The organism is Sphingomonas sp. PSPC2-2 (genome assembly GCF_049897725.1).
GTDB lineage: Bacteria > Pseudomonadota > Alphaproteobacteria > Sphingomonadales > Sphingomonadaceae > Sphingomonas.
Map to the genome: position 1 here is coordinate 58,299 of NZ_JAFCWU010000014.1, position 12,065 is coordinate 70,363.

Below are 12,065 nucleotides of genomic sequence, written 5' to 3' on the forward strand. Positions count from 1 at the left end.
TGCGCACGATTGTGGACAAGCTGCGGTTTATCCACCGTTGGCATGACGCTTTGCGGGATCGCGAAGTTGCGCTAGCGCTTCTCCCCATGTTGTCCACAGCATCGCCCAGCCGGCCTTTTTGATGCGCTTGCATCTCCATTTGCTGTCGGACTCGACGGGCGAAACGCTTGAGAACATCGCCAAAGCCGCGCTTGCGCAATATGACGATGTCGAAACGATCCGTCATTTCTGGCCGATGGTCCGCACCGAGGCGCATCTGGAGCGGATCCTTCAGGAAATCTCGCAGAATCCGGGGCTGGTGCTGTTCACGCTGGTGAACAGCGAGACGCGGCGCACATTGGAAACGCGCTGTCGTGCGCTCGGCCTGCCTGCCGTAGCGCCGCTCGACGGCGTGACGGGGGCTCTTTCCGGGTTGCTCGGACAGGCGGCCAAGGCGCGTCCGGGGCGCCAGCACGTGCTCGATGCCGCGTATTTCGCGCGGGTCGATGCGATTCAATTCACCATCGCACATGATGACGGAATTCTGGCGGAAGATTGGGAAGAAGCCGACATCGTGCTGGCCGGTGTGTCGCGTTCTTCCAAAACGCCGACGTCGATCTATCTCGCCAATCGCGGTTTCAAGACCGCCAACATTCCGATCGTGCTGGAAAGTCCGCCGCCGGAAAGTCTGTATACGTTGAAAAATCCGATCGTGGTCGGGCTCACGACAAGCGCGGATCGGTTGATCCAGGTGCGGCGCAATCGTCTGCTGTCGCTCAACCAGAAGGTCGAGACCGCATATGTCGACCAGGAGGCCGTCACGCGCGAAGTCGCATTTGCGCGGCGGATGTTTGCTGACAATGGCTGGCCGGTGATCGACGTAACGCGACGTTCGATCGAGGAAACGGCAGCAGCGATCATCGCTTTGGTGGGTGAGCGGCGCGGTGATGTCCGGGGGGATATATGAGAGTCGTGCTGGCATCGCAAAGCGCGTCCCGCCGCGCGATGTTGACTGCGGCGGGCGTACCGTTCGAGCCGGTGTCCGCAGGCGTCGACGAGGAATCGGCCAAAGCCGCGCTGATCGCCGATGGTTTTGGCGCGCGCGACATGGCCGATGCGCTGGCTGAGCTGAAAGCGATCAAGGTATCATCGGGGGATGGTCAGGCGCTGGTGCTGGGCTGCGATTCGGTGGTTGCGCTCGAGGACGGCTCGATGCTCGACAAGCCGCGCGACCGTGCCGAAGCGGCCGAGCATCTGCGGCGATTGTCGGGCAAGCGCCATGAACTGGTCAGTGCGGCCGTCATGGCCGAGGGCGGGCGTCCGGTGTGGCGTGTCGTAGATCGGGCGCGGATGCACGTCCGCCCCCTGTCTGACGCATTCATCGAGTCCTATCTCGATCTGGAATGGCCCGAGATATCGTGGTGCGTCGGGTGTTACCGGATCGAAGGGCCGGGCGCGCAATTGTTCAGCCGGATCGAGGGAAGCCAGTTTACCGTGCTCGGCCTACCGCTGTTGCCGGTTCTTGATTATCTGCGAGTGCGCGGGGTGATGACGTCATGATGTTTGCTGAGGTGATCGGGGATCCGATCGGCCATTCCAAATCGCCGCTGATCCACGGTTTCTGGATCGAAGCGCTGGGATTGGAAGCGCGATACGCGGCTCGCCACGTGACGGCGGAGGGGCTCGGGCGTTATTTTGCCGAGCGCGCGACGGATCCGAACTGGCGGGGATGCAACGTCACGATTCCCCATAAGCAAGCCGTGTTCGATCATGTCGCCGATCCGGGTGGGGTGCGGGCTTCCATCGGTGCCGTCAACACCGTGTTTCGCACAGAGGACGGTACGCTCGCCTGCACCAATACCGATGCGGCTGGCTTTTATGCACCGATCGCGGAGCTTGATCTTGCAGGCGCGCCGGTGGTGGTGATCGGGGCCGGCGGCGCGGCGCGGGCGGTGTTGTTCGCGCTTTCGCGCCTGGGCGTCGGCCCGGTTACGATCCTCAATCGCAACGTGGTGAAGGCGGCGGCATTGCTGTCGTCCTTCGGGTTGAAAGGGAAAGCCTTGCCGCTCGACGCGACGCTGCCGCCGGCGGCGCTGCTGGTCAACGCAAGCGCGCTCGGCATGGTCGGCCAGCCCCCACTCGATCTGGATCTGGATCCTTTGCCCGAAGAGGCGGTGGTCTATGATGTCGTATATGCCCCGCTCGAAACGCCGCTACTGGCGGCAGCGCGGGCGCGCGATTTGGGGACGGTCGATGGGCTGGACATGCTGATCGGCCAAGCGGGGTTGGCGTTCGAATTGTTTTTCGGCGTGACGCCACCGCGCGACGAAGCCAGTGATGACCGGTTACGGGCGCTTTTGACGTCATGATTGCTATCGGCCTGACCGGGTCGATCGGGATGGGCAAATCGACTGTGGCAGCGATGTTTGCCGAGGCGGGTATCCCGGTATTCGATGCTGACGCTGCGGTGCATCACCTGCAGGCCAAAGGCGGGCGGCTGGTCGACGCGATCGAAGCAGCCTTTCCCGGATCTACCGGCCCCGACGGCGTCGATCGAACGCGTCTTGGGGCGATGGTGCTGAACGATCCCGCCGCGTTCGCGCGACTCGAAGCGATCGTTCATCCCGCGGTGGGGGAAGAGCGCGCCGCGTTTCTCGTTCGCCATGCCGATGCGCCGATGGTGGTCTTCGACATCCCCTTATTGTTCGAAACCGGCGGCGAAACGCGGGTGGATACCGTGGTGGTGGTGTCGGCACCGGAGTCCATCCAGCGTGCGCGCGTGCTGGCTCGGCCCGGTATGTCCGTGGAAAAGCTCGATTCCATTCATGCCCGGCAAATGCCCGATGCCGAGAAGGTGGCACGGGCCGATTTTGTCGTGCCGACCGGCGGATCGCATGAAGATACGCGGCGTGCAGTCCATGCCATCATCGCTTGCTTAGCGGCCCGCGACGTCCCACTATAATACCCCTATGCGCGAGATCGTCTTCGATACCGAGACCACCGGCTTCAGTTTTGCCGATGGCGATCGCATGGTGGAGATCGGTTGCCTGGAGATGGTCAATCGCGTCGAAACGGGCCGCACGTTCCATGCGTATTTTCACCCGGAGCGGGCAATGCCGCCCGAGGCGCAACGCGTCCATGGGCTGAGTGACGCTTTCCTTGCCGACAAACCGCTGTTTCCGCATCTGGTCGACGATCTGCTCGACTTCATCGGGGACAGCCCGCTCGTCGCGCACAATGCCAGCTTCGATTTCGGCTTTCTCAACGGCGAACTGAAGCGCTGCGGGCGTACCGCCGTTGCGATGGAGCGGATGGTCGATACCGTTGCGATGGCGCGGATGCGCCACCCCGGTGCCAAGCACAGCCTTGATGCCTTGTGTAGCCGCTACGGGATCGATCGCAGCCATCGCACGTTGCACGGGGCCTTGCTTGACGCGCAACTGCTGGCCCAGGTCTATGTCGAGCTGACCGGTGGTCGGCAGATCGGTCTTGGCCTGGTTAGCGAAGTCGTGGTCGAAGCAGCGCCGACTCAGGCGGTCGCTGCGGCGGTCGTCCGGCCGCCGCGCGTGTTCGGTGTCAGCGAAGAGGAGCGCGTGCGCCACGCGGCGTTTTTGAAGACCGTGGTCAACCCTTTGTGGGGGAGCGACCACGCGATGTGATTGGGGGGCCGTGGCACCCGGACGGTGTCAACTGCCAGCTGACGATCGTCACAGCGACGCCAGCCTATTGAAGGAGAAGGTTCATGGATATTCGGGTTTCCGGCCATCAGGTCGAAACGGGCGCGGCGCTCAAGACCCATGTCGACGACCGGCTCCAAGCCATCGCCACCAAATATTTCGCGCGCGCCATTTCTGCGCAGGTCACCTTCGGCAAGGGACCGCACGATAATCGTTTCACCTGCGACATTGTCGCCCACGTCATGCAAGGCCTCATCTTGAAGGGACGCGGCGACGCGTCGGAGGCTCATGCCGCTTTCGAAGGGGCGGCCAGCAAGATCGAAAAGCAGTTGCGCCGCTATATGCGTCGTCTGAAGGACCGCAATGGCGGGTCTGTGACGGCTGTCGCGGTCGATGCAGGCATCGCCGCGGACAATGCGGGCTACACCCTCTTCCAGGAAAGCACCGACGAGGAAGAGGTCGAGGACCATCCTTTGATCGTCGCCGAAACACGGGTGGACGTACCCGATGCATCGGTTTCGGATGCGGTGATGATGCTCGATTTGCGTAACACCACCGCGTTGCTGTTTCGCAACAGCGGATCCGGCACCTATAATATGGTCTATCGCCGCGGTGACGGCACGATCGGTTGGGTCGAGCCGCAACGCCAAGCCTGATCGCGGTTTCTGCGCGGGCATGTCCTAACGGTATGCTCGCGCTTTCGCGGCTGCAGGATCGGCGCTATGGCCCTGCCACAAGAACCCGCCGCTACGCGGGCATGAGGATCGTAATGACCGACCTGCACGATATTCTGGCACCCGACGCGGTGCTTGAGCGCGTAAGCGCGGGAACGCGCAAGGCGTTGTTCCAGCAGCTCGCAGCGGCGGCCGCAAACATCTACGGGTTGGACGCCGGGATTGTGCAGGAGGCGGTGGCATCACGCGAGAAGTTGGGATCGACGGCTTTTGGCGGTGGTGTGGCAATTCCGCATGGCAAGGTGCCGGGCCTGACGCAGGTGCGTGGCGTGTTCGCGCGGTTGGCGCATCCCCTCGACTTCGACGCGGTCGATGATCTTCCGGTCGACGTCGTGTTCATGCTGGTGTCGCCACCCGACGCCGGAGCCACGCATCTTAAGGCTCTGGCGCGGGTGTCGCGGGCGCTGCGCGATCAGTTGCTGGTCGAAAAGCTCCGCGGTGCGGGATCGCGCGATGCGCTGGTGGCTTTGCTAACCGCCGAGCAGGTCCGTGACGCAGCCTGAGCGCAATCCCGGACCATCGGGGCAGGCGGCGCATTTTCGGGCATTGGAGGCGCTATACGCGGCTGCTCCGATCAACCGGTTGTTTGAATCGACCTTGGTCATCCCCGAGCCGGGCATCGCCCGGATCCATTTTACGATCGATGAGCGGTATTTTCATGCCGGCGGGGCCGCGCACGGGACGAGCTATTTCAAGATGCTCGACGACGCGGCCTTTTATGCGGCGAACAGCCTGGTTACGGATCGCTTCTTGTTGACCACGGCTTTCAACCTGCTGCTGACCAAGCCATTGCGCGAGGGGCCGGTAATCGCCGAAGGGCGGTGGGTTTCGGGACAACGTCGGGTGTTCGTCGCCGAGGCGCGTCTCATCGACTCCGATGGAGAGGAAGCCGCGCGCGGCACGGGAACCTTCATGCGTTCGCGGATCGCATTGGCAGGTTTACCCGGCTACCGCGCGGAATGAGCGGGGCGCTCCCCTCGCATATCCTGGTATCGGCCTTGTTGAAACGGGTGAACGATTCCGGCGGGATGGGGATGGTGCGCGCAAAGGGGGACGCGGATTCTGGATCTATCTTACTAATATTAAATGAAAATAACGGGATATCCAAAGTGATGGAGCGGGCCTTCGGCCCGCTTGGCACGACGATTTTGGTCGAGACGGGCCCTGCCGACCCGAGCGATGTGGCAGCGCGCGAGGCCTATTGGCGTAAGCGCCGCGACCGTGATCCGGATCTGTGGGTGGTCGAACTGGACATCGCGTCGGCGGAACGATTCGCCGCAGAAACGATCACGCTCGGTTGACCCGAGCCGATCTCCCCCTAGAAGACGGGGTATTAGCCACGTGCGTTGTGCCGTGTCGGGTGCGATCCGACCAGGTTACGCAGTCGGGGGGCTGTCCGGCGGGGTGACAATTGGGTCGACCCTGTCCGCGCACCAACCGCATTTTTGTAGTGTTCATGTCGTTTTCGAATCGCGTCGCAAGCATTGCGGCGCTCTCTTTGGCCGTTACCGCTCTCATCGGTCTCGGCACACCGGGCTTCGCTCAAGACCTTGGTCGTGTCATCAACGCCCAGTCTCAGCCTTCCGTTCCCCAGCCCGTTATGAATCCCGCCGTCGTGACGACGGTAACGAATACCCCCTCGCTTCCCGCCGCCAAGACCGATGACGAGCAGGACGACGACAGCGTAGCTTATGGCACGCTGGCCGCTGCGGTCGCCGCACAGGCCATTCCTGATACGATCGATGAAGAATTGCAGTGCATGGCCGGCGCGATCTATTTCGAAGCCAAAGGCGAGCCCCTCAGTGGCCAGCTTGCCGTCGCCGAAGTCATTCTGAACCGTTCGAAGTCGGGCCGCTTTCCCAAGACGGTGTGCTCGGTCGTAAAGCAGCCTGGCCAATTTTCGTTCGTGCGGGGCGGGCGGGTTCCGACCATCGCGCAGAACAAGCAATATCGCACCGCCCTCGCCGTTGCCCGCGTCGCTTTGGCGGACGCATGGGACAGCCCCGCGTCGGGCGCGATGTATTTCCACGCTCGGGGTGCCGCAGCGAGTTGGCATCGGGAGCAGGTCGCTGCGATCGGGAATCACGTTTTTTTCCGGTGACAAACGCGGGTCATATTTGACCCGTTCGTGAAATGTTCTAAGGTCGGAGGATGCTATCGTCGTCCCCCGACCCCACGCTTCCTGCATCAAGCGTGTCCGATTTCCCGTTATCTGCCGCACAGGTCGTGCGCGGCGCGGTACGGATGCTGTTGCGCCATGATCTGGTCGCATTGGCCGAAGTGCCGTTGGACGGGAACCGCCGCGCCGATTTGATGGCGATCGACGCGCGCGGTCACATCGTGATCGTAGAGGTGAAGGTATCGCGCGCCGACCTTCTCGGCGATGCCAAATGGACCGACTATCTTGGATGTTGCGACCGCTTCTATTGGGCGGTCCCGCCCGGCTTCGATGTCACGCCGCTGCACGGAACGGCCTTTTTGCCTGAACGCACCGGTATTATCGTTGCCGATCGCTACGATGCTGTCATCGTGCGCGAGGCGCATAGCGTCCCCTTGCCTGCCGCAACCCGCAAACGCGCGACACTTGCCTTTGGACGGCGGGCCGGACGACGCTTGATCGGTTTGATCGACCCTGAGGCCGATGTCGGATTGGGGTGAAGGGTTACAGCTTAGGTCCGGAAACGGCGCGGCGTTCCTTTTTGGGCGTGGCATCGATCATCGTCGCGATTGCCGATCCGCGCGAATCCTGATGCGCATAGTCGCGCGCTGAAAATCCCTGGAGGCGATCGGCCTGGTCCGGATCGGCCCCGAGGTCGAGCAAGGCGCGCACCATCGTTGTATCGCGCCGCTGCACCGCGACGATCAGCGCCGTCTCGCCGCTGGCGTTCGCGAGGTTGATGTTGCCGCCAGCCTTTGCGAGCACCTGAATCATTTCGAGCCGGCCGAGGCGGGCGGCCAGCAGGATGCCCGATTCACCGCGACGATCTCTCAGATTGGCGTCGGCCCCTTTTGACAGGAGATAATTCAGATAGGGCATGTCGCCGCGCCGCACGACGATGTGGATCGCCCCCTCGCCTGAGTCCGAATCGCGCGTGTTGACTAAGGTTGCGCCGGGCTTGTCGAGAAAGCCGATGACCTCGTCATTCTTGCCATCCTTGATTGCCTGGAGAAATTTATAGCCAGGCGATTGGCCGAGCTGCGCGGCGGCGGGACCGGCCATGATGGCGAGGGGGGCAGTGGCGAGCAACGCAAGGGCGATGGAGGCGGTGCGGAGGGTCATCGAAAACGTCCTGGCATGGTCGAGAGACACGAGCGGTTTGGAGCAAAGCTTGCGCCTAAGGACCTAACAGATCATGGCTAGTCGCGCTATGAACCAGATCGCCCGCGCGCTTTCCGCGCTGTTTCTTGCTGTTTTGCCGGTCGCCTGTAGCGGACCCGCCACACCGGCGCGGGCACCGCTCGACGGTGTGGCTCTGGGCGGCCCGTTCACCTTGACCGATCAGGACGGCCGGACCCGTACCGATCGCGATTTCGCCGGGCGCTACCGCATCATGTATTTCGGTTACACCTTCTGCCCGGACGTGTGCCCGACCGACATGCAGACCGTCGGTGCCGGGCTGCGGCTGTTCGAGGCGAAGGATCCCGTGCGAGGGGCGAAGGTCGTACCGATCTTCGTGACCGTCGACCCAAAGCGCGATACACCGGCCGTGCTCAAGGCGTTCGTATCCGCCTTTCACCCGCGCATGGTCGGTTTGACGGGCAGCCCACAGGCGATTGCCGCCGTTGCCAAGGCGTATGGCGCGTATTTCGAGGCGGAAAAGCCCAATGCGGAGGGTGGCTATCTGGTGGCGCACGCCCGCCTTGCCTATCTTATGGATCCGGCGGGCAAGCCCGTCGCCTTGTTGCCGCAGGACAAGACGCCGCAAGACGTCGCAACCGAACTCGACCGATGGGTACGATGAGCCACGCTGATGACTAGCCGTTTCTGGGAAGAACCAATCGACACGCTCGATCGCGGCCAGTGGGAAGCCTTGTGCGATGGCTGTGGCAAATGCTGTGTCCATAAGCTGGAAGATGAAGAAACGGGCGAGCTATTGCCGACCAACGTGTCGTGCCGATTGCTCGACCGCGAGACGGCCTTGTGTTCCAATTACAAGCACCGCCATGCCTATGTCAGCGAGTGCGTGCGCTTGAGTCGATCCAATGTGCGGACGATCGACTGGCTGCCTGCGACTTGCGCGTACCGGCTGCGTGCGGCGGACGAGCCACTATATGACTGGCACTATCTGGTTTGCGGGGACCGCGAGGCGGTCCACCGCGTCGGGCAATCGGTGCGTGGCTGGACGGTGTCGGAGGACGATGCCGGTGAGCTGGAATTCCATCTGGTCGATCGCGAATTGTGAGTGCACCGCTCGAGGTCGTGCGCAACGCGCGGGCACGGCGGGCACGGTTATCGGTGGATTCGGCGACCGGCCGGGTACGGCTGGTGCTGCCGTCGCGCGCACCGTTGAAGGCTGCTTTGGCGTGGGCGGAAGGGAAAGCGGCGTGGATTGCGGCACAGCGCGCGCGCTTGCCGCAGCCACGGCCCTTCGAACCCGGCGCGCGTATCCCTTTCGGCGATGGTCATTTGATGATCCTGTGGGATGAGGCCGCTGCCCGCCGGGTTGAGCGGGACGGTAGCCTCCTGCGCTGTGGCGGCACGCGCGATGGCCTGTCGCGACGCGTGGGTCTGTGGTTGAAGCGCGAGGCCCTGCGCGTGTTGAGCGACGAGACCGCCGAGTTCGCCGCACGTGCCGGGGTCAGCGTGACCAAGGTTGCGGTTGGCGACCCCAAGACTCGCTGGGGCAGTTGCGCCTCGAGCGGCACGATCCGCTATAGCTGGCGGTTGATCCTGATGCCCGATTTCGTGCGCCGCTCGACCGTCGCGCATGAGGTGGCGCACCGCTTGCACATGAATCACAGCGCACACTTCTACCGCGTGCTCGCGTTGCTCGACGAACGCGACCCCGAGGAATCGCGTCGCTGGCTGCGCGCGAACGGTGCCGCGATTCACTGGGTCGGGCGCGAATCCTGACGATCGGCCGGCGCGTGCGTCGGGCTCGGGGCCGGGCGGGGCCCATCGCGGCCGAGGACACGATCGAGCCAGGCCTGGTCGAGTTTGTCGCCATCGCCCTTTTTCTTTTCCACTGGTGGTGGCGTATCGGATTGCTGCGGCGGCCGCGCTTCGATCGGGTTGCCATCGGCATCGACGCGCTGGCCGGGCTGCGCGGGCGGAGCCTGCCCGGGATCGACCGGATTGCCGTCGGCATCGACGAACAGGCCATTATCGGCTTCGCCGAAATAGGATTCCTGGTCGGGCTCGAGCTGGAATTCGGGTAGCGTCACTTTCGTATCGAACTGCTCGACCGGGCGGTTGGCGACGGCCACTTTCATGAAGGCGGCAAAGGCACGCGCGGGCGCGGTGCCGCCGTGCAAACCGGCAATCGGCTTGGCATCGTCGCGGCCCATCCATACGCCTGTCGTGAGCCCACTGGAAAAGCCCAGGAACCAGCCATCCTTGTTCGATGTGGTGGTGCCGGTCTTGCCCGCCACCGGGCGACCGATTTGGGCCGCTTTGCCGGTGCCGGTGTTGACGGTCGTCTGCAGCAGATCGGTCATTTCGGCGGCCACATAGGGTGCGACGAGCACATGGCTGGTGTCGACCGATTGGGCGTAGATCGTTTCTCCCGCTGCGGTCACCTTGGTGATGCCATATGGCGTCACCGCCACCCCCTTGTTGCCGACGCTGGCAAAGGCGCGCGTCATGTCGAGCAGGCGTACTTCGGAGGAACCGAGCACCATCGACGGGTGGGTGTTGACCTTGGTGGTGATGCCGAAGCGCCGCGCCATGTCGGCGATCGTGTTGAAGCCGATTTCCTGTCCGAGTTTCGCCGCCACGGTGTTGACCGAATAGGCAAAGGCGGTGCGCAGCGACATTGCGCCGCTATTGTGGCGTGAATCGTTGCGCGGGCTCCAGCCGTCGATCGTCACGGGTTCGTCGACCACCTGATCCTCGGGCTTGTGCCCGGCCTCGAGCGCTGCGAGATAGACGAACAGTTTGAACGCCGAGCCCGGCTGCCGCTCCGCCTGTGTCGCGCGATTATAGTTGGACGTCACATAATCGGTGCCGCCAACCATCGCGCGGACGGCACCATCGCGGTCCATCGCCACCAGCGCACCTTGCGCGCCCTTGGGGGCATTGTCGCGGATTGCGGCATCGGCGGCGCGCTGCATAGTGAGGTCGAGCGTTGTCCACACTTCCAGCGGACGTTGCGTCTCGTCGATCAGCAGTTCCAGCTGCGGCAACGCCCAATCGGTAAAGTAGCGCACGCTGTTCTGGCGCGCCTCGGGCACGAAGGCGATCTGGTCGATTTGCGCGTCGGCAGCCTGGGCGGCGGTGATCGCCCCGGTTTGCTGCATCAGCTTGAGCACAACGCCAGCGCGCCCGCGGGCGGCATCGATGTCGGCGGTTGGCGAGTAATTGGACGGTGCCTTGACCAACCCCGCGATCACTGCCGCTTCGGTCAAGCTCAGCCGTTCGGCACCGTGACCGAAGAATTTGCGCGAGGCCGCGTCGATGCCATAGGCACCGCCACCGAAATAGACCTTGTTGAGATACAGTTCGAGGATCTGGTCCTTGCTGAACTTTCGCTCCAGCGCGAGGGCGAGAATGCCCTCGCGGATCTTTCGACCGAATTTCTTGCTGGAATTGAGGAAAATGTTACGGGCGAGCTGTTGCGTGATGGTCGATCCACCCTGCATCCAGCGCCCACGCTCGAGCCGCACCTGGACCGAGCGCACCATCCCGATCGGATCGACCCCCGGGTGCGATCGAAAGCGGCGATCCTCGACCGACACCATCGCCTCGCGCATCACTGTGGGGATGCGGTCATAGGGTAGCCACTCGCCATAGCTTGGGCCCATCGACACGATCACCGTCCCGTCGGCCGCGTGGACGCGGATCATCTGGCCATTGGGGGACGATTTCAGCTCGTCGAAACTCGGCAGCTGCCCTTCAGAGACATAGACGGTTACGATCAACGCGATGAAGGCGATCAGCGCGAGACCGCCGCTGATTTGCGCGAGCAGGACCAGACGCCGACGCCACAAGGGCGCACGCGTCGAGCGAGGGGCGGGGGATGAGGAGCGAGCCATTGAGCGCTGCAGCGTTAGGCTTTGCCGGTCATTCCGGCAAGCCGTCGCCGCCGCAATCAGCCATGCGACTCGTCGCTATCAACACTCCCCCGAGCGCGAAAATCCAGGCTAAGCGAGTTCATGCAATAGCGCAGGCCTGTCGGCGGCGGACCATCGGGGAAAACATGGCCGAGATGTCCGTCACAGCGGGCGCAGCGCGCTTCGGTCCGCGTCATGCCGTGGGTACGATCGGTATGCTCGGTGACATAGTCGGGCGAGATCGGCTGGGTAAAGCTCGGCCAGCCCGAGCCCGAATCATATTTATCGGCCGAATCGAACAACGGCTGCGCGCAACCGCCGCAGCGATAGACGCCATCGGCCTTGTTGTTGTTATACCGCCCGGAAAAGGCAGGCTCTGTCCCGGCCTCGCGCAGGACATGATAGGCCTCCGGGCTCAGCTTTTTGCGCCATTCGGTTTCAGACAGGGTGAAGTGTTCCATGA

The 12,065-nt window shown here is 63.3% G+C and carries 17 protein-coding genes; 14 read left to right on the forward strand and 3 right to left on the reverse strand.

Features of this window, described 5'->3' with window-relative positions:
* The first annotated feature begins 118 nt into the window (after positions 1-118).
* The 11 genes from ACP7BY_RS19180 (at position 119) to ACP7BY_RS19230 (ending at position 7,048) form a co-directional block, all read left to right on the forward strand.
* Positions 119-946, forward strand: coding sequence for a pyruvate, water dikinase regulatory protein (locus tag ACP7BY_RS19180; RefSeq protein WP_033967499.1), 828 nt, complete (start codon positions 119-121; stop codon positions 944-946).
* A complete protein-coding gene (locus ACP7BY_RS19185) occupies positions 943-1,539 on the forward strand; it encodes a Maf family protein (RefSeq protein ID WP_081988882.1) in 597 nt (198 codons plus the stop codon). Before ACP7BY_RS19180 ends, ACP7BY_RS19185 begins: the two co-directional genes overlap by 4 nt.
* Positions 1,536-2,348, forward strand: a complete 813-nt coding sequence (locus ACP7BY_RS19190; protein WP_137903136.1) for a shikimate dehydrogenase family protein — start codon at positions 1,536-1,538, stop codon at positions 2,346-2,348. The genes ACP7BY_RS19185 and ACP7BY_RS19190 overlap by 4 nt, the downstream gene beginning before the upstream one ends.
* Positions 2,345-2,941, forward strand: a complete 597-nt coding sequence (coaE, locus tag ACP7BY_RS19195; protein WP_033967498.1) for a dephospho-CoA kinase — start codon at positions 2,345-2,347, stop codon at positions 2,939-2,941. The genes ACP7BY_RS19190 and coaE overlap by 4 nt, the downstream gene beginning before the upstream one ends.
* A gap of 7 nt (positions 2,942-2,948) precedes the next feature.
* Positions 2,949-3,638: a DNA polymerase III subunit epsilon gene (gene dnaQ, locus ACP7BY_RS19200; protein ID WP_033967497.1), complete on the forward strand. Its 690-nt coding sequence runs from the start codon at positions 2,949-2,951 to the stop codon at positions 3,636-3,638.
* 83 nt (positions 3,639-3,721) lie between these two features.
* Positions 3,722-4,312 (forward strand): ribosome hibernation-promoting factor, HPF/YfiA family, encoded by a 591-nt coding sequence (gene hpf, locus ACP7BY_RS19205; protein ID WP_033967496.1) that lies wholly within the window; start codon positions 3,722-3,724, stop codon positions 4,310-4,312.
* A gap of 113 nt (positions 4,313-4,425) precedes the next feature.
* Positions 4,426-4,893, forward strand: a complete 468-nt coding sequence (locus tag ACP7BY_RS19210; protein WP_126849181.1) for a PTS sugar transporter subunit IIA — start codon at positions 4,426-4,428, stop codon at positions 4,891-4,893.
* Positions 4,880-5,353: a PaaI family thioesterase gene (locus tag ACP7BY_RS19215; RefSeq protein WP_033967495.1), complete on the forward strand. Its 474-nt coding sequence runs from the start codon at positions 4,880-4,882 to the stop codon at positions 5,351-5,353. The genes ACP7BY_RS19210 and ACP7BY_RS19215 overlap by 14 nt, the downstream gene beginning before the upstream one ends.
* On the forward strand, positions 5,350-5,691 hold the full coding sequence (locus tag ACP7BY_RS19220) for a DUF1491 family protein (RefSeq protein ID WP_033967494.1): 342 nt from the start codon (positions 5,350-5,352) through the stop codon (positions 5,689-5,691). The genes ACP7BY_RS19215 and ACP7BY_RS19220 overlap by 4 nt, the downstream gene beginning before the upstream one ends.
* Positions 5,692-6,005: 314 nt before the next feature.
* Positions 6,006-6,491 carry a cell wall hydrolase gene (locus ACP7BY_RS19225; protein WP_231565385.1) on the forward strand — a complete coding sequence of 162 codons (486 nt, stop codon included), beginning with the start codon at positions 6,006-6,008 and terminating at the stop codon, positions 6,489-6,491.
* 50 nt (positions 6,492-6,541) lie between these two features.
* Complete coding sequence (locus tag ACP7BY_RS19230) at positions 6,542-7,048, forward strand: MmcB family DNA repair protein (RefSeq protein WP_033967493.1); 507 nt, start codon at positions 6,542-6,544, stop codon at positions 7,046-7,048.
* A 4-nt stretch (positions 7,049-7,052) separates the two neighbouring features.
* Here the strand turns inward: ACP7BY_RS19230 and ACP7BY_RS19235 are convergent, their stop codons facing one another.
* The gene (locus ACP7BY_RS19235; protein ID WP_033967492.1) at positions 7,053-7,670 is read right to left on the reverse strand and encodes an ankyrin repeat domain-containing protein; all 618 of its coding nucleotides are present in this window, start codon (positions 7,668-7,670) and stop codon (positions 7,053-7,055) included.
* 73 nt (positions 7,671-7,743) lie between these two features.
* Here ACP7BY_RS19235 and ACP7BY_RS19240 point away from each other — a divergent pair, with 73 nt between their 5' ends.
* The 3 genes from ACP7BY_RS19240 to ACP7BY_RS19250 are packed head-to-tail and all read left to right on the forward strand — an operon-like array spanning position 7,744 to position 9,464.
* A complete protein-coding gene (locus tag ACP7BY_RS19240; RefSeq protein ID WP_033967491.1) occupies positions 7,744-8,352 on the forward strand; it encodes an SCO family protein in 609 nt (202 codons plus the stop codon).
* A gap of 9 nt (positions 8,353-8,361) precedes the next feature.
* Positions 8,362-8,793: a YcgN family cysteine cluster protein gene (locus ACP7BY_RS19245; RefSeq protein ID WP_033967490.1), complete on the forward strand. Its 432-nt coding sequence runs from the start codon at positions 8,362-8,364 to the stop codon at positions 8,791-8,793.
* Positions 8,790-9,464 (forward strand): M48 family metallopeptidase, encoded by a 675-nt coding sequence (locus ACP7BY_RS19250; RefSeq protein WP_033967489.1) that lies wholly within the window; start codon positions 8,790-8,792, stop codon positions 9,462-9,464. The genes ACP7BY_RS19245 and ACP7BY_RS19250 overlap by 4 nt, the downstream gene beginning before the upstream one ends.
* On the opposite strand, the gene ACP7BY_RS19255 is transcribed toward ACP7BY_RS19250, so the two are convergent.
* The gene (locus ACP7BY_RS19255) at positions 9,440-11,584 is read right to left on the reverse strand and encodes a transglycosylase domain-containing protein (protein WP_081988880.1); all 2,145 of its coding nucleotides are present in this window, start codon (positions 11,582-11,584) and stop codon (positions 9,440-9,442) included. The two genes, ACP7BY_RS19250 and ACP7BY_RS19255, sit on opposite strands and share 25 nt — an antisense overlap.
* Before the next feature lie 56 nt (positions 11,585-11,640).
* Positions 11,641-12,063 carry a peptide-methionine (R)-S-oxide reductase MsrB gene (msrB, locus tag ACP7BY_RS19260; RefSeq protein ID WP_033967488.1) on the reverse strand — a complete coding sequence of 141 codons (423 nt, stop codon included), beginning with the start codon at positions 12,061-12,063 and terminating at the stop codon, positions 11,641-11,643.
* Positions 12,064-12,065: the final 2 nt, after the last annotated feature.